21 protein-coding genes and 1 tRNA gene are annotated in these 24,395 nt (G+C 42.0%); 9 read left to right on the forward strand and 13 right to left on the reverse strand.

The features are described from left to right. Nucleotides 1-3: 3 nt before the first annotated feature. Both ACKGJO_RS09425 and mscL read right to left on the reverse strand, forming a co-directional pair. A complete protein-coding gene (locus ACKGJO_RS09425; RefSeq protein ID WP_411323172.1) occupies nt 4-2,055 on the reverse strand; it encodes an OPT family oligopeptide transporter in 2,052 nt (683 codons plus the stop codon). Between the two features lie 48 nt (nt 2,056-2,103). After that, entirely contained in the window at nt 2,104-2,520 is a 417-nt protein-coding gene (gene mscL / locus ACKGJO_RS09430; protein WP_411323173.1) for a large-conductance mechanosensitive channel protein MscL, read from the reverse strand. A 145-nt stretch (nt 2,521-2,665) separates the two neighbouring features. Between mscL and ACKGJO_RS09435 the strand changes: the two genes are divergently transcribed. Continuing rightward, entirely contained in the window at nt 2,666-2,914 is a 249-nt protein-coding gene (locus ACKGJO_RS09435) for a YkoF family thiamine/hydroxymethylpyrimidine-binding protein (protein ID WP_411323174.1), read from the forward strand. A 62-nt stretch (nt 2,915-2,976) separates the two neighbouring features. Here the strand turns inward: ACKGJO_RS09435 and ACKGJO_RS09440 are convergent, their stop codons facing one another. Together ACKGJO_RS09440 and ACKGJO_RS09445 are read right to left on the reverse strand one after the other, a co-directional pair. Beyond that, entirely contained in the window at nt 2,977-4,308 is a 1,332-nt protein-coding gene (locus ACKGJO_RS09440) for a PhoH family protein (RefSeq protein ID WP_411323175.1), read from the reverse strand. A 193-nt stretch (nt 4,309-4,501) separates the two neighbouring features. Next, complete coding sequence (locus ACKGJO_RS09445; RefSeq protein WP_411323176.1) at nt 4,502-5,281, reverse strand: TrmH family RNA methyltransferase; 780 nt, start codon at nt 5,279-5,281, stop codon at nt 4,502-4,504. 147 nt (nt 5,282-5,428) lie between these two features. Here ACKGJO_RS09445 and amaB point away from each other — a divergent pair, with 147 nt between their 5' ends. After that, nucleotides 5,429-6,937 carry an L-piperidine-6-carboxylate dehydrogenase gene (gene amaB / locus ACKGJO_RS09450; protein ID WP_411323177.1) on the forward strand — a complete coding sequence of 503 codons (1,509 nt, stop codon included), beginning with the start codon at nt 5,429-5,431 and terminating at the stop codon, nt 6,935-6,937. Between the two features lie 63 nt (nt 6,938-7,000). Here the strand turns inward: amaB and ACKGJO_RS09455 are convergent, their stop codons facing one another. Continuing rightward, complete coding sequence (locus tag ACKGJO_RS09455; protein WP_411323178.1) at nt 7,001-7,585, reverse strand: DJ-1/PfpI family protein; 585 nt, start codon at nt 7,583-7,585, stop codon at nt 7,001-7,003. A gap of 152 nt (nt 7,586-7,737) precedes the next feature. On the opposite strand from ACKGJO_RS09455, the gene ACKGJO_RS09460 reads away from it, so the two are divergent. Next, a complete protein-coding gene (locus ACKGJO_RS09460; RefSeq protein WP_411323179.1) occupies nt 7,738-8,001 on the forward strand; it encodes a hypothetical protein in 264 nt (87 codons plus the stop codon). Nucleotides 8,002-8,066: 65 nt separating this feature from the next. Here the strand turns inward: ACKGJO_RS09460 and ACKGJO_RS09465 are convergent, their stop codons facing one another. The 7 genes from ACKGJO_RS09465 to ACKGJO_RS09495 all read right to left on the reverse strand — a co-directional run bounded on the left by ACKGJO_RS09465 (nt 8,067) and on the right by ACKGJO_RS09495 (nt 14,294). Beyond that, nucleotides 8,067-10,292, reverse strand: coding sequence for a sodium-translocating pyrophosphatase (locus tag ACKGJO_RS09465; protein WP_411323180.1), 2,226 nt, complete (start codon nt 10,290-10,292; stop codon nt 8,067-8,069). Nucleotides 10,293-10,343: 51 nt separating this feature from the next. Continuing rightward, nucleotides 10,344-10,901 (reverse strand): aminoacyl-tRNA hydrolase, encoded by a 558-nt coding sequence (pth, locus tag ACKGJO_RS09470; RefSeq protein WP_411323181.1) that lies wholly within the window; start codon nt 10,899-10,901, stop codon nt 10,344-10,346. 40 nt (nt 10,902-10,941) lie between these two features. After that, nucleotides 10,942-11,652, reverse strand: a complete 711-nt coding sequence (locus ACKGJO_RS09475; protein ID WP_411323182.1) for a 50S ribosomal protein L25 — start codon at nt 11,650-11,652, stop codon at nt 10,942-10,944. Nucleotides 11,653-11,671: 19 nt separating this feature from the next. Further along, nucleotides 11,672-12,604, reverse strand: a complete 933-nt coding sequence (locus ACKGJO_RS09480) for a ribose-phosphate diphosphokinase (RefSeq protein WP_411323183.1) — start codon at nt 12,602-12,604, stop codon at nt 11,672-11,674. 103 nt (nt 12,605-12,707) lie between these two features. Then, nucleotides 12,708-12,778 (reverse strand) — tRNA-Gln (locus tag ACKGJO_RS09485). Between the two features lie 48 nt (nt 12,779-12,826). Beyond that, nucleotides 12,827-13,990, reverse strand: coding sequence for a DUF2851 family protein (locus ACKGJO_RS09490; protein WP_411323184.1), 1,164 nt, complete (start codon nt 13,988-13,990; stop codon nt 12,827-12,829). After that, a complete protein-coding gene (locus ACKGJO_RS09495; RefSeq protein ID WP_411323185.1) occupies nt 13,983-14,294 on the reverse strand; it encodes a YtxH domain-containing protein in 312 nt (103 codons plus the stop codon). Before ACKGJO_RS09495 ends, ACKGJO_RS09490 begins: the two co-directional genes overlap by 8 nt. Nucleotides 14,295-14,417: 123 nt before the next feature. On the opposite strand from ACKGJO_RS09495, the gene ACKGJO_RS09500 reads away from it, so the two are divergent. From ACKGJO_RS09500 to feoB, 6 genes are all read left to right on the forward strand, one after another. Next, the gene (locus ACKGJO_RS09500) at nt 14,418-14,912 is read left to right on the forward strand and encodes a phosphoribosyltransferase family protein (RefSeq protein ID WP_411323186.1); all 495 of its coding nucleotides are present in this window, start codon (nt 14,418-14,420) and stop codon (nt 14,910-14,912) included. A gap of 13 nt (nt 14,913-14,925) precedes the next feature. Then, a complete protein-coding gene (locus ACKGJO_RS09505; protein WP_411323187.1) occupies nt 14,926-15,801 on the forward strand; it encodes a DUF3078 domain-containing protein in 876 nt (291 codons plus the stop codon). Next, a complete protein-coding gene (locus ACKGJO_RS09510; protein ID WP_411323188.1) occupies nt 15,801-17,141 on the forward strand; it encodes a pyridoxal phosphate-dependent decarboxylase family protein in 1,341 nt (446 codons plus the stop codon). The genes ACKGJO_RS09505 and ACKGJO_RS09510 overlap by 1 nt, the downstream gene beginning before the upstream one ends. A gap of 10 nt (nt 17,142-17,151) precedes the next feature. Continuing rightward, nucleotides 17,152-17,832 (forward strand): hypothetical protein, encoded by a 681-nt coding sequence (locus ACKGJO_RS09515; protein WP_411323189.1) that lies wholly within the window; start codon nt 17,152-17,154, stop codon nt 17,830-17,832. 130 nt (nt 17,833-17,962) lie between these two features. Beyond that, nucleotides 17,963-18,187: a FeoA family protein gene (locus ACKGJO_RS09520; RefSeq protein WP_411323190.1), complete on the forward strand. Its 225-nt coding sequence runs from the start codon at nt 17,963-17,965 to the stop codon at nt 18,185-18,187. 228 nt (nt 18,188-18,415) lie between these two features. Next, on the forward strand, nt 18,416-20,530 hold the full coding sequence (gene feoB, locus ACKGJO_RS09525) for a ferrous iron transport protein B (RefSeq protein ID WP_411323191.1): 2,115 nt from the start codon (nt 18,416-18,418) through the stop codon (nt 20,528-20,530). A gap of 293 nt (nt 20,531-20,823) precedes the next feature. On the opposite strand, the gene ACKGJO_RS09530 is transcribed toward feoB, so the two are convergent. Beyond that, entirely contained in the window at nt 20,824-24,156 is a 3,333-nt protein-coding gene (locus ACKGJO_RS09530; protein WP_411323192.1) for an amidohydrolase family protein, read from the reverse strand. Nucleotides 24,157-24,395: the final 239 nt, after the last annotated feature.

The raw sequence follows: 24,395 nt of genomic DNA on the forward strand, positions 1-24,395 counted from the left end.
TTATTAATCTTCTTTTCTGATAGCAACTTTATACAACCAGATCATAAAGAAAATAGCTGCACCTACACCCAGCAGACTGGTTAGCCATTCCATTCCTTCGGGCATTAGGCGAAGGGCATCGGTGCTTTCAAAAAAAGCAAAGGGAATAGCCAGAATTATTCCGATCAATGCTTCCCCCGTGATCAAACCTGAAGAAAATAACAGACCATTCCTTTCAGCATTTCCTTCTGCCTCAAGAATATCTTTACCAGCTTTTCGGGCTCTGTTCCGCACTACTTTAGAAGCACTCCAGGCTATCATTCCACCAATAAAGATCGGTACAGACAGTTCAACCGGAAGATAGATACCAACGGCAACAGCTAATACCGGTGTTCTAAATTCAGAACCTTTACGCTTCAGGATCTGATCAAGAATAATTATAGCGACCGCTATCAATCCGCCAATAATGATCATGGGCCATTCAAGATTCCTTGCAAATACACCCTCTGCCACAGACTGCATAAGCGTGGCCTGAGGAGCAGTTAGCATCTCCTGTGGATTCATTCCTTCTCTAGGGAAGACACCTCCTAAACCATAGGCATTAAAAAGCAGGCTCAATATCGGGGCTATCACAATTGCAGCGGCCACAACACCCACAACCTGCATGATCTGCTGTTTGTATGGCGTAGCCCCTACGATCTGACCGGCTTTTAAATCCTGTAAATTATCTCCGGCAAGAGCCGCTGCACAAGCGATCATCGCCCCAACAATAATAGCCGCGGCAGCCGCACTTTTGGCCTTTTCAATATCTGCAGCGAAATCAACTTCTCCACCTAAAATAGCCAATAGACAGAGGGAAGTTGCCAGTACTGTAGCAATCGTTACACCTGATATGGGATTATTGGAAGACCCTACTAAACCCGCCATATAACCTGCTACTGATGAGAACAAAAATCCTGCAAATAATGAGAATACCACACCAAAGGTAATAGCCGTCCAGTAAGCGCCGGAACTGACCGCTAAGTGATCAATGTCTATCACATACATGAATACAATAAAGATCGGAATAGCCAACCCAATTACACCCCAGATCACAATATTGATGGGAGTATCCTGCTCTGTTCTTGGAACACTGGCACTGCCACCTTTCTTAAGTTGCTTGACAGCAGCCATGGATGACTTGATGCCATCTACCAATGGTTTGGCTAAAGATATCAGAGCCCAGACACCCCCAACAACCATAGCCCCCACACCCATATAACGGATCTTTTGGCTCCAAATAGCTAGAGCAGCATCGTAACCTTCAGCAGCCCCAACAATTGCAGTGATCTCCTCAGGACTTGAAAAAGCCATGTAGATCGGAATACCAAACAGCCATGAAATAAGCCCACCTGCAAAGATCAGCACAGCAATATTAAGACCAACTATATATCCTACGGCTAGCAAGGCTACCGAAAGATCCGCTCCCATTCCAAATATGGATTTTCCGGCTTTTACTGAGCCTCCAACAGAACCTGCAAATACTTTCAATCCGGTTTGACTCAGCTTGAACAAAGCAGCCGCAACACCTGCCTGAATTATAGTCCTAATTCCTTTCCCACCTTCAGTTCCTGCTTTGAGAACCTCACCGGTTGCGACACCCTCAGGAAACTGAAGCTCACTTTCTATGATCAGTGCACGTCGCAATGGAATAGTGAACAACACGCCAAGAATACCCCCAAACATAGCTATAGCTGCTGTTTGCATAAAGGGAAAATCGAGCCAGTATTTGAGTAAAATTAAAGCAGGAAGGGTAAATATAACTCCCGCAGCCAGTGATTCACCAGCTGATGCTGCCGTTTGAACGATATTATTTTCCAGTATATTGGATTCCTTGAAAAGTCGTAACACGGCCATCGAGATCACTGCGGCCGGAATGGATGCAGAGACCGTCATCCCGACTTTCAGGCCCAAATAGGCATTTGCTCCGGCAAGAATAGCAGAGAGCAAAAACCCCAAGATCACAGCTTTTACGGTAATTTGTGGAAGATCATCATCAGCAGAAACAAATGGGGTTAAGGTATCTTTTTTACTCATTGGTTAGCTTATGTTTTAAGGTATCAGAATTTTAGTTTTGCTGAGTTATTAAGAATTTTTCAGCAGATCTCTTATCTCAGTCAGTAATTCTTCTTCTTTTGAGGGCTTGACGGGTTTAGGTTCCGGTTTGGCTTCTTCTTTTTTCATGAACCGATTATAACTTTTCACAACAAAAAAGATGGCTGCAGAAACAATAACGAATGTAATGATCGTATTTATGAAGGCCCCATAATTTATTGTCACCGCTTCAACTGTTCCATCCTGAAGTATTTTTTCAGCGAACTGCCATTTCAGTTCAGCAAAATCCACTCCTGCGATCATATAACCAACCGGTGGCATAATGATGTCGTTAACAAATGACTTTGTAATGGCTCCAAAATACGTAGCCATGATCAAACCAACAGCCAGTTCTACTACATTACCGCGTGATACAAACTCTTTAAATTCTTTGAATAAGTCTTTCATTTAAATCTTTTGATTACTTATAAATTTTCTGCAAATATGACAAATAAGCAAACCTCAAGCAATAAAGGTTTTTTTAGCCTCTTTACCTCTTCTGCCTTATCTTTAAATGAATCAAAAGTATCAAACAAATTCAGCATAATAGCCTATGAGAACGATTGCCCAGCTAACCTATATTCCGTTATCAGAAGACGATCCAAGAGAAAAAGTACAGGACCTGTTGGAGCATCTGGCTCAATATGATGTGGAAATTGAAGTTGGATATCTGTCTTCTACCATCATCGGAGCTCCGAAAGAAGTCTTTAAAGTAGTTAAGGACCTTTATGATATTATGGCCCTCGAAACAGAGCATTTCAGATTCCAGGTTGACTTCCTAAGCCCCTCCAAAGAACACTAATCTTAGGTACAAGGCCCAAGTTACCACTTACACTTTGAACCTAAAATCATGCGCCTATTACACTACAAAAGTTTAGAGGCTAAATTAGCCAGATCAGATCGTTCGCCTTTCTCAAGATTTATGTGAGCATATAATTCATGATCGTGCATCCTGTCAACAAGATAACTCAGACCATTGCTTTGTGCATCCAGATATGGCGTATCGATCTGAAAGATATCACCCGTAAATACGATCTTTGTGTTTTGCCCTGCCCGGGTAATAATAGTTTTGACTTCGTGAGGTGTCAGGTTTTGAGCCTCATCAATGATAAATATCACATTCGATAGACTTCGTCCCCGTATGTAAGCAAGTGGAACAATTCTGAGCTTATCCGTTTGCAGCATCTCATCAATTTTCTTGAAATGCTTACTGCTTTCTTTATACTGATTTTTTATATAGCTAAGATTGTCCCAAAGTGGCTGCATGTAGGGATCGATCTTTTGATTCGCATCACCCGGTAAATAACCCAGGTCTTTGTTACTTAAGGGAACTATAGGTCGAGCCATATAAACCTGCTTAAAATCACTTCGCTGTTCCAAAGCCGCCGCCAAGGCAAGCAATGTCTTTCCGGTTCCGGCTGCACCGGTTACAGTAGTACAAAGTACCTTTTTATTTTGCAGTGCATGTAGCGCAAAGGTCTGTTCAGCATTTTTGGGATGAATGCCGTAGGCATGAACTTTGTCTACCACCTCAATCATTTCAGAGCCTGGATTATACCAACCTAATGCCGAGGCTCCATGAGCTTTCATGATATAATAGTGATTACATGAAGGATCTTGCTGCCCCAGATCCTTAGGATCAATCTCTCCTTCCTCATAGAACTTTGCAATGGTAGCAGGGTTTTCGACTTCAATTTCAGTCTTCCCTCTGTAAAGGTGTTCAATATCCTTGATACGAATGGTCTCATAATCTTCCGCTTCCAGGTTAAGGGCCCTGGCCTTCAGCCTGAGATTAATATCCTTTGAAACAAGTATCACTCGCTGATCAGGATTTTCCTCTTTCAGATGTAGAGCTGCATTTATAATGCGGTGGTCATTTTTATCAGAACCATATACCTTTGTAGCATCCAGTGAACTGTTCTGATTAGTAATAACCCGAAGTTTACCATGTGACCTTCCATTCAATGGGATCCAGTTTTGAAGCATGTTGGTATCAGAGATCCCGTCCAGATAGCGAATGAACTCCCTTGCGTGCAAGTTGATCACGTTGTTACCTTTTTTGAAGGTATCTAGCTCTTCAAGAACGGTAATGGGTATGGCTACATCATTTTTTTCAAAGTTTCGGACAGCTTCATAGTCGTAGAGCAGAACGGAGGTGTCGAGAACGAAGATCTTCTTCTCTTTCTTCTTTGGCATAGATGGGAAGTTTTGGTTTTTAGATGGTTTATACCAAACACTGTATGTAGATGAAAAATGAGTAACCCACGAAATAAAGCTAATGACAAACTCTTATGCAACGAAGTTTGAAGATTTAACACAAAATTATTAGCAGTTATCAGAACCTGGTTGAAACGAACAGTAGAGCCAAAATTATACCCGGGTTTCTTAATTAATGTTTACTGATCGTTGTTAACTGAAAAAGTGCAATGCTTGTTGCAACCGCTGCATTCAAGCTTTCTACTTTCTCTTGACCCAGAGCGGATTCGATCTTTACTTTTTTTCTTCCTGAACTAAGCAATTTTTCATTGATCCCACTCCCTTCATTTCCCACAACCAATATTATTTTTTCTGCGGTTTGAACTGATACTAAAGATTCAGCTTCTCCTCCCCCATCCAATAACAAAACTTGCCAACCCACTTTTTCAAACCGTTCAAAAACCTCACCCAGCACACCCGATAAAACAGGGATACTCCCAGTTGCCCCGGCCGTACTTCTTACCACTTTGGGGTGATAAACATCCACACTGCCTTTTCCAGCGATCAACGCCTTTGCTCCAAACCAGGCAGCCGTTCTGAGTATCGTGCCCATATTTCCGGGATCCTGAATAGCATCTGTAGCTACAATGAGCCCCTTCTCACTTGCAAAATTCTCATGCTCAATTGCCTCCGGCATCTTACAGACCGCCAATATCCCCTGCGGATTATCCGTATCCGCCACCTCAGAAAAAACTTCATCCTCCAAAATACAAACGTCGAGGCCCTTGAACCTATGCCCATGAACCTTGAACCTTTCTCCTATAAAAACCGACACAACTTCTATCAATCCATTCTCAACCACCTGCTCTACCGCCCGCTCTCCTTCCACGATAAACCGCTGCTCTTTCTCACGATATTTTTTGCGGTTTAGTTTTCTAAGTAATTTGACTTCGTTGTTCGATGCATTTCTCATGTCGTAAGAATACAGAACTCAGAATTCAGAGTACAGGTATAAAACTTTAATACTCGGTGTTCCTTTTTTGATGTTCGATGTTCTGCTTCTGTATTCTGACTACTTACTTCCCTATCTTCCTTAGAATCCAGTAAATAAATTATGATTATGGAGTTTCTGAAAACACTTGGAATAGAAGGCATTAACCCGGGAACAAGCACCGGACGAAAACATATTGAAAGTAAAGAGACAATCAGCAGCTTCACACCCACAAACGGTGAAAAAATTGCTACTGTGGGAGTCACTACTAAAGATCAGTACGACCATGTGGTTGAAGAAGCTCAAAAGGCATTTCAAATATGGCGAGACATGCCGGCCCCTCAACGTGGTGAGATTGTTCGCCAGATCGGACAAAAACTACGCGAATTTAAAGAGCCATTAAGCAAACTTGTAACCTACGAAATGGGTAAGATCTATCAGGAAGGCCTCGGTGAAGTTCAGGAGATGATCGATATTTGCGATTTCGCAGTCGGACAATCGCGTATGCTTTACGGTAAGACCATGCACAGTGAACGTCCACAACATAGAATGTATGAGCAATGGCATCCACTTGGAATAGTCGGGATTATCTCAGCCTTTAACTTTCCTGTAGCTGTGTGGAGTTGGAACGCTATGATTGCTGCCGTTTGTGGAAACGTAATGATCTGGAAAGGTTCTGAAAAGACGCCGTTGTGTGCAGTAGCAATTCAAAAGATAGTGGCAAAAGTACTGAAAGAAAATGATCTCCCGGAAGGGATTTTCAACCTTGTTACCGGAGACCGACAAGTTGGAGAATGGATGACAGAAGATACCCGAATTCCCCTTATTTCAGCAACCGGTTCTATCCCAATGGGTAAGGAAGTTGGCAAAACCGTTGCTTCCCGATTGGGTAAAACCATTCTTGAGCTTGGCGGTAACAATGCCATCATCATCTCAGAAAATGCTGATATAGAAATGGCTATCCGTGCTACCGTTTTCGGGGCCGTTGGCACCTGCGGACAACGTTGTACAAGTACACGTCGATTGATCATCCATGAATCTGTATATGATCAGGTTAAAGAACGCCTGATGAATATCTATGACAATATAACCATAGGAGATCCGCTGGAAGAAAATACACTGGTAGGACCAATGATCGACCAAGATGCTATAAAAAACATGCAAAACGCCCTTCAAGAAATTGAAAAAGAAGGTGGTAAAGTTATTTATGGCGGTGATGTGTTGGATGAAGATGGATTTTATGTTCGCCCTGCACTGGCTGAAGTCGAAAATCATTATGATATTGTTCAGGAAGAAACCTTCGCACCTATTCTATATCTAATTAAATATAAAGAGCTTGATGAAGCTATAGCTCTACACAATGGTGTAAAACAGGGACTGAGTTCAGCGATGTTCACCCTGAATATGCGTGAAGCTGAAACTTTCTTAAGTGCCCGCGGATCCGATTGCGGTATTGCGAATGTTAATATAGGAACCAGCGGTGCTGAAATTGGCGGTGCATTTGGCGGTGAAAAAGAAACAGGCGGCGGACGTGAATCTGGTTCTGATGCCTGGAAAGCTTATATGCGCCGACAAACAAATACTATGAACTGGGGCGACTCCCTTCCATTGGCTCAGGGTATCGACTTCGACGTATAACAAAATATTATAATATGTAGGGACACAAATTATGTGTCCCTACTTTGTTATTCTGATACTTTTTTAATTATGTGTGATCTCAGTTCCTAAGACCTTCAGGAACTGAGCCAGCCATTTTTGATGTCCCGGCCATGCGGGTGAAGTAACCAGGTTTCCATCAACCACCGCTTCTGTTGCTTCAACTTCTTTGTAATTGGCACCACAAGCCTCCATTTCTGGTCCACATGCAGGATAGGCTGTTAGTGTTTTTCCTTCAATTCCTCCGGTCTTGGCAAATATCTGAAGTCCATGGCAGATCGCTGCAATGGGTTTATCCTCATCAAGGAAATGCTTCACTTTTGAGATCACTTCATCATTTAGGCGTAAATATTCAGGGGCTCTTCCACCCGGTAGAACCAATGCATCGTAATCTGCAGGATCTGCATTGTCAAAATCATAATTCAAGGTGAAATTATGACCCTGCAGCTCCTTATATGTCTGATCTCCCACAAAATCATGAACAGCAGTTGGGCATGTATCACCTTTCTCCTTATCGGGACATATCGCATGGACTTCATGCCCCACCATCTGTAATGCTTGAAACGGTACCATGATCTCTAGGTCTTCTCCATAATCTCCTACGATCATCAATATTTTTTTACCTGTCATAATTGTACTCCTTTTTTGTTTCGGTTGTCCTATTACAATGGATTTCAGGTTTAAAAGGTTCTTTTGTAGCTGTTCAGATCCAGATTTTTAATAAATTACCCAATGTCCTTCCCGTAGCTCCACGATGCATCGTGGAGCTACGGGAAAATTGTGTGATAAGATTTTATGCCATCAAAATAAATGTACCCACAGAAGAAGAACACAAAAGAGATCGGACAAGAAGGCGGATTCATGGCATTTTTGGATTGCTGTTTGGCTTGATCTTCTTTGGACTTGCCGGAATCAGAATCTTCAGGTATGGCTTCTATGAAGTTGAGAGCTATACCTGGATCGCTCTTGGTTTTGGTATCCTTTCCTTTGGATGGTTGGCTTATAAGTTCGGAGAGACTTTTTGGAAAACGTTATTCAAAAATTGAAGCCATAAAAAAAGCCCCATACATAAGTTATGCACGAGGCTTTCAATTATTTGCTTAGCTAAGCTTTAGATCATGGTAGCAATTACAAGCGCTACTACTGACATAAGCTTGAGCAAGATGTTCAGAGACGGTCCTGAAGTATCCTTGAACGGATCACCTACAGTATCTCCAACAACACCTGCTTTGTGAGGCTCAGAACCTTTTCCATACTCTACACCATCAATGGTCACGCCTTCTTCGATCATCTTCTTGGCGTTATCCCAAGCACCACCGGCATTAGACTGGAAGAGTGCCATAAGAACACCAGCAGAAGTTACACCTGCAAGAAGTCCGCCTAGCATTTCAGCACCTAGTGTCGGGCTGTCGCTGATAAATCCGGGAACAAAACCGAAGAGAACGGGAACAATCACGGCTAGAAGTCCTGGAATTACCATTTCACGAATAGAAGCCTGAGTTGAGATCTCAACACATTTTTCATATTCAGCTTTACCGTCAGCAGCTTCAAAAGTAGTCCGGTCTTCATCAGACCAGTCAGCTAATTTCTTTCCTTCGTTGCGATTCATTGCAGCAAGAGCCTTAGTCAATTCAGGAATGTCACGAAACTGACGGCGTACTTCTTCGATCATACTCATTGCAGCACGTCCTACTGCATTCATAGAAAGTGCAGAGAATAAGAATGGTAACATTGCGCCTACAAATAAGGCAGCCATTACAGAAGGATTAGTTACACTGATAATAACCTCTACGCCCGGGTTCACAGCCTCAAATGCAGTAATAAAGGCTGCAAAAAGAGCCAGTGCTGTTAGAGCGGCAGAACCGATCGCAAAACCTTTACCTATAGCTGCGGTTGTATTACCTACAGCATCTAGTTTGTCTGTACGTTCGCGAACTTCTCCCGGCAGTTCAGCCATTTCAGCTATACCACCTGCATTATCCGAAATTGGTCCGTACGCATCAACAGCTAGCTGGATACCCGTGTTTGAAAGCATTCCAACAGCTGCAATCGCAATACCGTACAATCCTGCAAATTCGTATGCACCGATGATGGCAACGGCAATAATTAGAATAGGTATCGCAGTTGAGATCATTCCAACACCAAGTCCGGCAATGATATTTGTCGCAGATCCGGTAACTGATTGCTTTACAATCGACCAAACCGGCTTTGTTCCGGTTCCGGTATAATGCTCCGTGATCAACCCAATGCCAAGCCCTGCAGCAAGGCCAAATATTGTAGCCCAAAAAACTCCCATGCTGTTATAAACTTCTCCGTTGAACGTCCATGTTTCAGGAAGCATCCAGGTAATAATCAAATAGGACGCTATAAGCATTACAGCAGCTGAAATAAATTCACCGAGGTTAAGAGCTTTTTGTGGGTCTCCACCTTCTTTAACACGTACAAAGAATGTTCCAAGTATAGAAGTCAAAATACCAACGCCGGCAAGAACCAATGGAAGCATTACTGCGGAAAGACCGTTGAATGCATCTGACCAAGCAGCACCATCAATAGTTGCTCCGGCTATAAAAGCAGCGCCAAGTACCATAGTACCGATAATAGATCCTACGTAAGACTCAAAAAGGTCAGCACCCATACCGGCAACATCGCCTACATTATCACCAACATTATCAGCAATAGTAGCAGGGTTAAGCGGGTGATCTTCAGGAATACCGGCTTCAACCTTACCTACAAGGTCAGCACCTACGTCAGCAGCTTTAGTGTAGATACCTCCACCAACACGTGCAAAAAGGGCAATAGATGATGCACCAAAAGAAAAGCCGGTTACAACAGCCAATACCTTATTAACGGCACCGGCGCCTTCAAGTCCAAAATGCATTCCAAAAATAATAAACAACAAACTCAACCCAAGGACACCAAGACCAACAACACCAAGACCCATTACGGATCCACCGGCAAAAGCAACTTCAAGGCCTTTACCAAGACTTGTTCGTGCAGCATGTGTGGTTCTAACATTTGCTTTGGTTGCAACTTTCATACCGATAAAACCGGCAAGACCTGAACAAATAGCACCAACAACAAATGAGATAGCTACCATCCAGCTTGATGTGGTAGGATCTGCACTGAAGCCAAGTATTACAGCCACAACAAGTACAAATACTGCAAGTACCCGGTATTCTGCTTTCAAGAATGCCATGGCACCACTTGCAATACTTTTGCTTATGCGCTCCATGCGCTCAGTTCCTATCTCCTGCTTTGTTACCCAGGCTGTTTTAAAGATGGTGTACAGAAGTGCAATGACTCCGGCCACCGGTATAAAATAGATTATTGTATCCATTGTTTCCCGTTACGTAGTTTAAGTTCAATAAGTCTGTTCAAGACCTATTAGTTAATTAAAGTGATTCATGGTTTTATTGATGCCTTCGCGAACAAAATAAAGTGATGCATCATGGGCTTTTTGAAGGCCCTCTTCTAAATATTTCTGATCCGTTTTTTTAAATGGTGATAATACAAAATCGACCTGTTTACCTCTTGGAAAATCGTTACCGATCCCAAATCGGATACGGGGAAACTCTCTGCTCCCCAACAGATCAATAATATTTTGTATTCCATTGTGACCACCGGCACTACCCGTAGCTTTAAGCCTGACATCCCCTACATCGAGGTTCAGATCATCATAAATGATCAGGCAATTTTCTTTATCAGTCTTGTATTTTGAGAGAGCCTTCCTCACAGCCAGTCCACTTTTGTTCATATAAGTGGTAGGCTTTATAAGCATAACACTTCTACCTCTGTGCCTGCCCTCTGCAACCACAAAAGGCCCGTCACCCGGGCCAAATGTAATGGAAAGTGTGTCAGCTAATGCTTCAACAACTTCAAATCCTATATTATGCCGTGTCCCCTCATACTCTTGTCCAATATTTCCTAATCCTACTATAATGGACATCGTTTTCGGGACACGTTTAGTTTAGTGAATAACTTCGGACTTATTCCTCAGTTGATTCTTCTTCACCTTCTTCGCCTTCAGGAAGCTCTTCGCCTTCAGGAAGTTCTTCGCCTTCAGCAAGTTCTTCGCCTTCAACCACTTCCTCTTCAGCTTCATCAGTAACACCTGATACAAGATTTTCGAGAAAATCGGCTCCTTTTGGAGGACGAATGGTCACAATCGTACGACTCATATCATCCAATGGAATAATACCTTCCAAATCGAGGTCTGATATGTGAAGTGATTGCCCGATTTGAAGCGGTGAGATGTCTAATTCAAATTCTGCAGGAATTGCTTCAGGCAGTACTCGGATTCTTACAAAGTTCATTGGTTTGAAAACACGACCACCATTTTCGACAACACCTTTTGCACTGCCGGTGATCTTAACCGGAACACGCAGTGTTACTTTATGATTGTCAGACAACACGTAGAAATCTGCATGAACGATGCGATCTGTCACAGGATCAAACTCAGTCCTCTTCAAAAGAGTTTTGTACGTTTTACCGTTTACAGTGAGCTCCTGGAGCTTGGATTGTGGTTTCCTGAGAATTTTTTCCAATTCCAATTCATCAACAGAAAAGTGGATATTCTCTTCAATTTCCGGTCCATAGAGTACCGCAGGAACACGAAGTTCTTCGCGAAGCACTTTATTTGCTTGCTTACTGGTCTCTCTAATTGTTCCTTCAAGTTTTACTAATTCTGGGTATGCCATAATGCGTTTACCTTAATCATTAATTATCAAACAGTGCACTGATAGTATCGTTAGTGTGAATACGTTGTATAGCTTCAGCAAAAATGTTCGCGACGCTCAGAACCTTTATCTTATCAGAGGGCTGGCGAAGCTGAACAGTATCAGTTACTAACAACTCATCAATTGGCGAATCTTCTATTCGCTGATATGCCGGTCCCGATAAAATCGGATGTGTACAAATAGCTTTAATACTCAGAGCCCCTCTTTCTTTAAGAGCTGCTGCAGCATTTGTAAGTGTTCCGGCAGTGTCGATCAAATCATCGACTATTAACACATTCTTTCCCTCTACCTCACCGATCAGATTCATGATCTCCGATTCATTAGCTTTTGGTCGTCTTTTATCAATAAATGCCAGAGTTGCATCCAATTTCTTGGAGTAAGCCCTTGCCATTTTAAGACTGCCAACATCCGGTGCAACAACTACGAGGTTGTCTATCGAATTTGAGGTAAAGTGATCAATAAAAGCCCTGCTGGCATATAGATGATCCAGTGGGATATCAAAAAAACCTTGTATCTGAGCAGCATGCAGGTCCATTGTAAGAATTCGATCTGCACCGGCCTTAACTAACAAATTTGCCATCAGCTTGGAACCGATTGACACCCGTGGCTGATCTTTGCGGTCCTGCCTGGCATAACCGAAGTAAGGTATTACTGCTGTCACTCTTTTCACAGAAGCGCGTTTAGCAGCATCAAGCAGCAAAAGCAATTCTATGATATTATCTCCGGGCGGCGGGGTGGACTGAATAACAAAGATATCCTCACCCCTGATGCTCTGCTCATACTTAACATATTGCTCCCCGTCAGAAAACTTCTTAATGGTCACATCACCCAATGATGTTCCATACTCTTCAGCAATTGCTCTTGCTAAAGCCGGGTTACTTGTGCCGGAAAATATCGCCAGAGGAGTGTCCACTATGCAGGCTTTCTATTCAGGTTATTTATGAAGATATGATCTTCCGATTATTGATCAATAAACAAAAAGGATGGCCTTACAGTCATCCTTTTGATAAATGTTGTTGCCCGGGGAGGATTCGAACCCCCACTGCCTGGACCAAAACCAGGTGTCCTGCCATTAGACGACCGGGCATTTCATATCATTAACAGACTCCAAAGATAGAAATCACTTTAAAAGCAATCAAGACTGAATCGCATTTTTTAAAACAAAACATTCAGAACACATCCTTGGCTTACAATATGATTTCAATTGATGAATAGAACCTAATTTCTTGCTATAATTTTCAGTTTTAATAGGAAGAGCTTTGAACTTTTTTAACAGTGTTTGTGGAATTGGGGTTTTAAGATCGCTCCATGTTGTGCGAACTTTGTCTTTCAAATACTCATGAGCAAACAACATACCTAATACATAGAGACCGGGAAGAAAAACAGTTCCGAATAATATTTTCATCCTGGATGAGCTTTTGAGATCACTACTTTTGCACCATTTTGACCAGAGACCTACACTGTTTCTACCAAGAAAATTCTCAAAAGGTGTATTCAAAATTTCAAAGGTTATAAGAACAGCTTCATGTATTCTCTTTTCCGGATGATTTGCCGGTCTTACAGATTTTAAATTCCACTTGATATCAGAATTATCAGTAAGCCCTGCTTCGTTTAAAGCAAGCTCAATACCTTCATCAATTAAAACCCCATCCCAACTGGCAAGCAACCTCTCTCCTGTTACTTTCATTGCCTTCCGGTTATGAGTAATTCCCAAACCATCCCAAACAGAGAGTGCCAACGCTTTCTTCCAGGCTGCTGAAGGCAAAATATTCGGATCGTATAAAGACAGAAAATCATCCGTTTTCTTTTCCAGGTATTCTGAATGAGCTTTTTCAAGCTGCTTAATAAATACCTTTTCAGAAATGAAATTCATATTACCGGTGCACGGTAAAGTCTTTTCATCTTCAAAACTCTTTAAAAAGACCTTTAGGTTACTTGAGAGGTAGGGTTCTAAATTGAGAGTATATGGACTGCTTCCGTTTTGGGTCTTAACAGACTCATTATTACCCCCGACAATTACATGTAAGAATACCGAATTAAAATTTTCATCCACATGATGACCATGCGCGTACCAATCTTTACTCCGGAGATGTAATTCAACATCACCATGCCATGTCAATTCATCGATGGCGATACGACATGCCTTAAAATCAGGACCATTGGTTTTATTAAGCTCACCAACTTCCAATATTTGAACTGATTTACCACAATCGGTTTGCAACCCGGCATGATCGAAAAGCCCATTCTCCCAAATCCATTGAAGAAAGGCTTCAGAATATTGAAATTGTGCCTCAGCCATTCTTAGTGATTTCTTCTATCTCCTCATCTTCTGAAAATTCAAGATCTTCCGTGGCTTCATATAGATCTGGTAAAGAATCTTTCATTGTTTTTTTAATTCCCTCTGAAAAACGATCAATTCTCTTTTCTCCATCTTCTCTGATCTTTCGACCGGTGGTTTCAAGCCATTCCACTGTTTCTTCACTCTGATCTTTAACCCATTTCAAATTCTCTTTGCCACTTCTTGGGGTTAATAGCAATCCTGTAAGTACACCGCCGGCAAACGCGGTTGCTCCGACTAATAATGTTCCAATTCCTCGTTTCATATCTCTCCCTGAATTAAGTTAAGATTAACACTGTTAAGGTAGCAATTTTTCCTCTTATTTTTGGTAATGATTTTAACACTAAGGATAGAAAACATTACCTTTGTCCAAATTTAAAATTGAATTATGAGCAAGCAATACACCTTAATGGATCGGGCACGAATTGAACGAACGTTAAAACGTTTGGCAATTCAAATTTTGGAGAAATCGCCTGTTAGTGAAAAACTAGTGATCATTGGATTGAATAAACGGGGTTTAGCAACGGCCAACGAACTCGCTGGAGATATCTCTGAGATCATTGATGAAGATATGAAAGTTCACAACTTCAATGTAGCAGACAGTAATCCTGGCATTTCCTTACCTGATTGCAGTGATAAACAGGTCATATTAGTAGATGACGTGATCTTTTCAGGCAAAACCATGTTTGAAGCACTCTCTGCTGTTGCTTCCATTCATGACCCGGAATCTATCAGGATCGCTGTTCTAATAGATCGAGGGCATAGAAAATTTCCTTTATCTGCAGATCTTACCGGCATGACGGTTCCTACCAAGTCAGGTGAACATATTGAAGTAATGCTCAAAGATTCTAAACTAAAAGAAGCTGTTCTTTTCAAAAATTAACTTAATAGAGACCATGAGTAAACCGATAAATAATTTAACCTTCTTAACCTTGTTGTTGTTCTTCAGCATTTCTGCAGAGGCCCAAAATGTATCAGTTCCTGATACCCTCAACGGGTGGACTCAATCTTGGGTGGCAAATATGAATGGCTCGCAGGCTGCCTACAGCAATTGGTCACAAGGTGGTGTTAGCACTCTCAGCGGAACAGCTTCTTCTGTATACACAGTAATGTATAGAAAGGATCAGTATAGCTATGGTTTCAGGACCAATTTAAAGTATGGACAATCCAAAGTGAAAGACGAAGGAGTCCGTAAAACTGATGACCTGATCTCTATCACAAACAGGATTAATTATCAATTCAGAGATGACGGCTCTCTCTCAAGTTATGCTACCGTTGTTTTTAGAACACAGTTTGACCGTGGTTTTGAATATGGTGAAACCGACACCGATCCGGATATTTTGATCTCTAATTTTATGGCTCCGGGCTATCTTTCTGAAAGCGTTGGTTTATCTTACAAACCTGCCCCATCCATAATATTTGAATCAGGCCTTGGATTGAAACAGACATTTGTCACCGACGATGCCCTTGCGCCCGAATATGGTCTTGATCCGGGCGAAAATTTCAGATCTGAGGGTGGTTTGACGACCGGTATTTATTACGAGAAAGAAATATTTGAAAACATTCTCTACACAAGTGGATTGGAAACTTTCACCAACTTTTTGATACCAATTGATGAAACAGATGTTATGTGGGGTAATGAACTTGTTGGAAAAATCAACAGCCTCATTAGTGCATCTTTTCAGTTTGAACTGAGGTACGATAATGACTTTTCAAGTGACATTCAGTTGAAGCAGGTCCTTTCAGCAGGAATCTCGGTCAGCTTATACTAATGGACAATCTCTCCGAAAAATCACTCCAAAAAGGCATAAGATCACTTAACGAGTGGATCGATTCGTTTGGCGACTGGGAACCGGATGATTCTCTGATTGTTCCTGAGAAAAAAGTAAATGAAGTTTTCACGCGTCTAATAGAGCGACTAAAATGCAATTATCCTTTTGAGCATCCCTCGTATGCAGGACAGATGCTCAAACCTCCCCATCCTTTAGCCTGGGCAGCTTATGCAATAGCTATGTCTATCAACCCAAACAATCACGCACTTGACGGAGGTCCGCCTTCTTCTGAAATGGAAAAGGAAGTCATTGCATCGCTAGCTCGTTTTTTTGGATACGAAAACACATACCTGGGACACCTTACTTCAAGCGGAACCATTGCTAACCTTGAAGCCCTTTGGATAGCCCGCGAGTCCCATCCGAAAAAAAAAATCGCTTTTTCTGATCAGGCTCATTACACGCATGGACGCATGTGTTCTGTACTTAGAGTAGAGGGGTTGAAGATCCCCGTTTTAGATGATGGAACTTTTGATCTCGATGCTGTTGATCCTGAAGACATCGGCACAATGGTAGTTACGCTGGGTACTACAGGACTTGGTGATGTTGAGCCTTTGGATCAAATATTACCTTGGGCCAAAAAGCATGGCATTCGTGTTCATATTGATGCTGCCTACGGAGGTTTTTTCAGGACTCTTAAAGATTCTAAACTGATCAATGGCACTGCCTGGCAGCGGATGCAGGAAGCAGACAGCATCGTCGTAGATCCACATAAACACGGACTTCAACCCTACGGTTGCGGATGTGTATTGTTTAAGGACCCTGAAGTCGGAAAATTCTATAAGCATGACTCTCCTTATACCTACTTTACTTCTGATGATCTGCACCTCGGAGAAATCAGTCTGGAGTGTTCCCGCGCCGGTGCTTCTGCCGTTGCTTTCTGGACAACATTGCAACTATTCCCATTAGAGGAAAAGACCGGATTCGGCCCTATTCTATCAAACTGCAGATCTGCTGCCTTGACGATGTATGAACTGACAAATTCCAGCTCAAAACTAACATCGTATAAAAAACCGGAACTTGATATCATTGGCTATTTTCCGACAGAAGCCTCAACTCTTTCAGAGATCTCAGAACGTTCCAAAGAAATATTTCAGAAAGGAATGAGTGACCGGTCTTTTTACCTTTCATTGTATAAAATATCTGCAAAGAGCTTTACTAAACGCCATCCGGATTTCGAAGTTGATGCTGAAGACGTAACCATCTTGAGAAGTGTCTTCATGAAACCGGAACATGATAACTTTGTTAAAGAATTATTCAGTAGAATCGAAAACTGTTGCTAATATTTTTTACATGACTACAGATATTTTCAAACTCATCTTCCATCACGATCAGCGGCTTGACAAGCTGGATCAGGAGAGTACACGCGAGAATCCCAAAAAAAGAGAATCTTCCCTGCAAGATTTCATGAAACCTGATCCTACCTACTCAAGGTTCTACTTTACAGGAACAGACCTGAATGACGAGCGCTTTGGATTGAATGTTCTTTCATCTTACAAAGAACTCATCAGTGCACTTGAATCAGCTTTTCATGATAAGAGGGCATTCACTCAAAAATCTGAGTTTTCTTCATTTAGGCAAGCAATTGAAGATCTGAATATTGGTGAAACTATTATTCTTACCGATGAAACGGAGTTTAGATATAACATATCTGAACTTCATCTCAATAATAATTCCAATGATAATTCCAATAATAGTCACTACAAGGGTGCCCTGAGGAAAGCTATCGAGGACGACCATATCGTTCTTTACAAAGTTCAATCAAAAGATGGTTTTGATCTTCAGATGTTCTCTAAAAAAAACGTATATCGTGATATGTTTTTTCCACTCCAGAAATTAGTACCGGGCCATTTTCGTTTTTTCAGCATCAACGGGAAAAAATTCAATACTGAGCGGCATTTTTATTTCGAAACCTGGACACTTGATCGTCCCCCCCATGGTTTTGAAGAGGTTCATCCTGAAACTGTTTTATGACACCCGGTTAATCCTACTGATCTTTTAATCATTCCACCTTCTATTATATGCTTATTTATCTTCATAAAATTTTCATGTTTCCTTTGTTTATTTAAACTGTTTATAAATAAGAAACAGCTTGTGAGGTAATATGGAGATGAAACCGATCAACAGCACCAAAAAAGGTGAACGGATAGCCGTAAAATGTATGCAATGCAGCCATGAAGATACCTGTCTGCTACAAGACTTAGGCTGTTTTGAAGGTGTTATTGGAGAAGTATTATCAAATAACTCACGGGTAATTCTAAAAATTGGAGATACACGCCTGGCAATCAGCGAAAGTCTGGCAAATACCATCCTCATTACTCCTCAGTGATTCTACCATTTTATAGCACAATAGCTTGTGAAGAATAGGATATTGATGGGTGCTAACTAATAGATATAACCGGCTATTTAGCTCCACAAATTTACAAATACCCAATGCTTACAAATCCGCGTTTAAAGATTTACATGTAGCTTACTTAGTTTTTTGTGAAGTTTAAAATCCAAAAAAGCAATTGGATAGAAATTGAATCCTCGAGGTCTATAGTTGGATAAATACTCAATGAATATTGCTTTAGTTGGCAATCCAAATACCGGGAAAACTACCGTTTTCAACGGCCTTACAGGCCTCAAACAAAAAATTGGGAATTATCCTGGCATTACTGTTGAGCGTAAAATAGGATTTGCTGAAATCGGCGGCACTAAACATACCATTATTGACCTTCCGGGGACGTATAGCCTGCATAGCCAAAAATTGGATGAACGGGTGACACGTGAGACTCTGACCGGTCAATTTGAACATGAGGATAAGCCGGACCTTGTGTTAATAATAGTTGACGCGAGTAATCTGGACAGGAATTTATTTTTAGCCACCCAAGTTCTTGACCTTGGAATTCCTGCCATTTTAGTGCTCAATATGATGGATGTAGCCAAGGCAAAAGGTATAGGCATCGACTCGGCTGAGCTTCAAAAAAAACTCGGTATTCCCTTAGTTTCCATTTCAGCAAAAAATAAGAATGGTATCGATCATGTTAAAGAAACCATTCAAAAATCTCGGTTGACACCACCCAAAGAAATCCAATGGGACCCTGATCCCGTCTTAAAAAAAGCTGTCGATTTTGTTATAAATGACTGGATAAAACCGCATACCAAACTCCCAAGAACAGCCTATTTCCTTGAAGCCCTTCGCTTGATCAGCAAGGCGGAAGAAGCACCAAAGAATAACCAACCCATTGATAATACAATTCGAAGGGCGCATGATATTATAATAAGAGCAGGTAAAAATCCGGCTGCGTTGGAGGTCATGAACCGGTACGATTACATCAGTAGTTGTACAAACTCAGTTATTGAACGTATCAATGAATCCAACATTACCACTACTGACCGAATTGATGCCGTTACGACCCATAAAATTTTCGGGCCTATCATATTTCTGATGTTGCTCCTTCTTATGTTTCAAGCCATCTTTAGTTGGGCTACTCCTTTTATGGATATGATTGACCTTCTTTTTATTAATACAGGAAACTGGCTTTCAACCAATTTGCCTGAAGGAATGCTTAGTGATTTATTGGTAGAAGGTGTTGTTGCCGGGTTAGGCGGCGTGATCATTTTTTTACCTCAAATTGTATTCCTCTTCTTCTTTATTTCAATTCTCGAAGGCAGTGGTTATATGGCTCGCGCAGCTTTTATTATGGATGGTTATATGTCAAAAATTGGACTACACGGCCGCTCAGTAGTCCCCTTGATCTCAGGATTTGCCTGTGCAATTCCGGGTATTATGGCTACCCGAAATATTGAAAACTGGCGTGATCGCATTATTACCATGATGATTTTACCGTTCATGTCTTGTTCGGCTCGCTTACCCGTTTATGCATTATTGATCGCGGCTTTCATTCCGCAAACTCCCGTTATAGGGTTTATTGATCTGCAGGGAGTAACCTTTTTCGGCCTGTACTTTTTTGGCATTGTGATAGCTGCTTTGTCTGCTTTGGTGATGAATAAATTTCTCATAAAAGGGAGAAAGAGTCCCTTTATTATGGAGCTTCCAGATTATAAAATGCCCAAATGGTCCTCTGTTTTCCAGAGCGTATTTGACCGTGGCAGAGTGTTTGTAACGGAAGCAGGTAGAATTATCATTGCTATCTCCATAATACTGTGGTTTTTAGCTTCATTCCCTAAAACAGAAATACCTGACCATGTAAATATTTCAGAAAACGTAACCGAAACATCCTTCTCTCCTCAGATAGACGAAGAAGCCTATCAGCTTAAAAACAGCTACGCAGGTAAGTTTGGGCATTTCATAGAACCGGCTATAGAACCCCTTGGTTTTGACTGGAAAATTGGGATTGGACTCATAACCTCATTTGCAGCTCGCGAAGTGATGGTAGGAACACTTAATACTATCTACAGTATCGAAGGAGGCGCCGGCGAAGTAACTACTTTAAAACAAAAATTAGTTAATGATGTTGACTATGAAACCGGTAAACCTGTTTATAGTACAGCTACAGCACTATCCCTTATGGTCTTTTTTGCTTTGGCTATGCAGTGCATGAGCACATTGGCTATTGTGCGTCGTGAAACAAACTCATGGACATGGCCAATAATCATGTTAGTGTACATGACAGGCCTCGCTTACATTTCTTCTTTTATTACCTATCAAATTGCCCTGTTATTCTAATGCATATCCAAACCCCCAATTGCATTTCATTATTAATACTAAGCACTGTTTATATTCTCATAAAGATAATTCGGAAACGGATCTCGATAGGTAAACCAAAAGAAAAACTGTGGATCATACTTCAAATGTGGCTGATTCATAAATGTTTTTATCTTGTATATCCTTATGACACCAATTTAGAAAGTCCACCCTGAGTCTGTGCTATAGGGTTACGGTACATAGGTGTTAACGTGTTGCCGAGAAATTAAACGGTAACACCTTAACACCATCCCGTGGCACGTGGCACCTAAACACTACCTATTTACTCCTGGCACTCCTGCCGGATCCGTATTTTGCCACCAGAATGTTGGCAGTTCTTTCTGATTCGGGAATACCTCATTGAGCGTTTCCGCTTCGTACATATATCCGTTCTTCATGATAAATTCCAGATCTTTTGAATTGCGAATATCTTCCAGCGGATCACTGTTTAGGATCAACATATCAGCTAACTTCCCTTTTTCAATGGTTCCAATATCGGTATCAAGTCCAATTGCCTCAGCACCCTGAATTGTTGCAACCTTCAGGATATCATGCTCGGAAATACCACCGGCCTGCATAGCCCAAAGCTCCCAGTGGTAACCAAGCCCCTGAAGCTGTCCGTGACTGCCTACTCCTGCTCGGCCACCGGCTTCCACAAGATCTTTCACGAAAACTGACAGCTCTTCAAAAACATGCTCTTCTTCCATAAACCATCCTGCATTTCTGCGACGGGTTCGTTCATCCAGATTTTCATGTGGCATGAATCTCTGCAGTTTTGACTCATCATGTGGACGTTCAGTAGCATAGTAATAATTCTCTGCCCATGGTCCACCATAAGCAACCAGCAGGGTTGGGGTGTAAACTGTTCGGGAAAATGCCACCAGATCGATCACATCTTTATAAAGTGGAAATACCGGGAATGAATGCTCGTGTCCTGGATAACCATCAATCACCTGAGTCAGGTTTTCCTTGAAATCTAGGGATCCTTCAGTGGTAGGCATCAACTCTTCTTCCTTTGAGGCCTGAATGATCCACTGACGCTGTTCACGATTACCTGCTCCATACATTTTTATAGTTTTGGTATCATAATAATCACTGTACCGCTTCATCACCTCACGGGCATGATCAAGGTCTTTGATATTCTCGCTGCTGAACACTCCAGGACCGGTAGAGTACACTCTAGGACCCAATAATTTTCCGGCATGAACCAGATCCTGATACGTCAATACATCGGTAGTCGCAGTCTGAGGGTCTCTTGTAGTGATGACACCATACGCTAAATTCGTCATATAACTCCAAAACTCGCCTCGGTGTAAATTTACCGGGTGACGGAAATGAGCATGAGTATCCACAAATCCTGGGATGATCGTTTTTCCGGATACATCTTTGATCTCAGCACCGAAAGGAATAGTTACTTCATCGCGGATGCCTACATCCTTGATGCGATTATTTTCGATCACAAGATCCGCATTTTCAATGATCTCATTACCATTCATTGTGATAACTTTTGCCCCTCGAAGTACCAGGATTCCTTCAGGAATATCACGGTCGGCCATTACACTGATCCGGATCTCCAGAGGCTTGTACCCTTCATCTTTCTTCTCATCCTCTTCGTCTTCAGTTTCCTCATCCGCTTCATCATCATCAGACTTGGTACCCTCTTTCTCTTCTTCCATTTCTTTAGCAGCTTCCAAACTATCACTATAGGCTTCTTGTGCTACAAGATCATAGATCACATGAGCATTACCAATGGACCAATGAATTTTATTAGCATCCCAAGCCCATGCAGGGAATTGCCCACCAATATCAGTTAATTTCAGACTTGGAAATGCACTTGAAGAGCCTCCTACGCTAATATCTGGTGCTTCACCTCCAACCTGAGGCACGGTCACAACAAAAAGATCGGTTCCGATCTGTGCCAAGGCCCGATCACCTTCAGGTGCCATACGTATCCATGATGCATTCCCGCCACCGCTTCGGCTCACTTCAAGGTGTTCCTTCTCATCGGTTCCATCCCACCTGATGGACGTCAATCCTCCCCAGCTTGAGAGGTAGATCCGGTCAGATCCTTTCACAAAGTGTGGATTAGATCGCCCATTGGTATAGGTGATGAAATTATTCTCACTACCATCGGAATCGATCCAGATCAGGTCACTTGTTCCCTGAAAGGCGGACCTTTGTGTTGCATTACGAAAATCCTGTGGCTGACCTTTGATGACTACAATTCGGTCACCCGCATTATTCCAAACAGGATCCTGAAACACCCCTTCTTCCTCATTCAATCGCTGAAGGCGTCTGCCATTCGGGCGGACTTTATACAATTTACCGGTCTCAGGTGTCCAGGTCACAAAAGCGATCCACTCGCCATCGGGAGACCAAATGGGTTGAGCCTGGGTTTCATCCAGATCTACCAATTTACGGGGTTCACCATCCGGCAACTCCATGGTATAAATTTCATTTAGTGCAGTGAAGGCAATTTTATGTCCGTCAGGTGAAGGTACTGCATCCCTGATCTGAGTGACCTCAAACTTAGGGGTGTCCTCAATTGGATAATCGAAATCAAGTTCAGGCCCCAGTTCGATCGTTCCTCTAACCCTGAACGGTATTTCAACAGCATCACCACCATCAATAGGAAGCTTCCAGATCTTTCCACCGTAAGAAGTTACAACATGTTTATTGTCCGGAGTGAAGGACATACCCGGCAAGACATCCCGCGAAGCACGCGATTCCTGATCGTCATGTTGAACCGGATAGGCTAACCAGCTTTCATCTCCTGTTTCAAGATCACGTTTCACCAATCCGGTATGCTCATCATGACGGGTTCCATATACTAACCATTTACCATCACTTGAAAGCGTTGCACGAAATGAAGATCCATATCGATCGGCTTGTGTAGTGATTTCACCCGTCTCACGATCATAGGTCGCAATTTGATACTGTGGTAGCGAGGCATTGTAATTCCAGGTTCCTGTTCGCCTGGAGAACCATACGTAGCGTTCATCCGCACCAAAAGCGCCTTCGGTCATGCGGAGATTTCCGGGCTCGTCAACCAATGGTGTTCCGGATCCTCCATCAATATGATACAACCAAATCTTGTGGTTACCGGGATCATCTTTGGAAGCGATCACATATTTACCATCCGGTGTCCATTCGGGCGACTGATACTCATTGTCCTTGCCTTTCGTAAGCTGCTCAGTATCTTCTGTTTCTACATTATAGACCCATACTCCCTCACCACCCGAAGCATCCGAAATAAAAGCGATCTTAGAACCATCCGGACTGAACCGGGGCTGACTATCAAATTGCATTCCTTCAGTGATCTGAGTTGCCTCTCCACCACTCATCGGAATGGTGTACAGATCTCCGAGAAAATCAAAAACAATGGTTTGGCCATCGGGACTAACATCGAGTGAGATCCAGGAGCCTTCAGCAAGATCAAATGAAAATTCACGGGCAGATTCCAAAGGAAGTTCATTGAACTCTTCCGTTTCTGCTGAATCAGGATCCGTATCGTCATTTTGTGCTAAAACAGCTTCTGTTGTTGAAGCTGCAAAAAGCACGATAAAAAGCAGTTTAGTGGCTAAAGAGATGGTATCAAATAGTTTCATATCAACTTTTTTAGTGAATGGTTACGCATATCAGGATAAACTAAAAAAATTGGACCTGCCACCCAATGCTTTTACAAGTATAAACAAGTCTTCTATAATGCAATATTACTAAAAAATGCACCTCAATATAGTCTTCTGATAGTCTTCTGATCGCCTTCGGAAAGAGCACTAATGATATCTTTGATTAAACGGGCTTTCAAGAAGGGTTGGCAATAGAAACTCCGCCCCGATTATACATA

It is taken from the genome of Gracilimonas qinghaiensis, assembly GCF_046602855.1.
Classification (GTDB): domain Bacteria; phylum Bacteroidota; class Rhodothermia; order Balneolales; family Balneolaceae; genus Gracilimonas.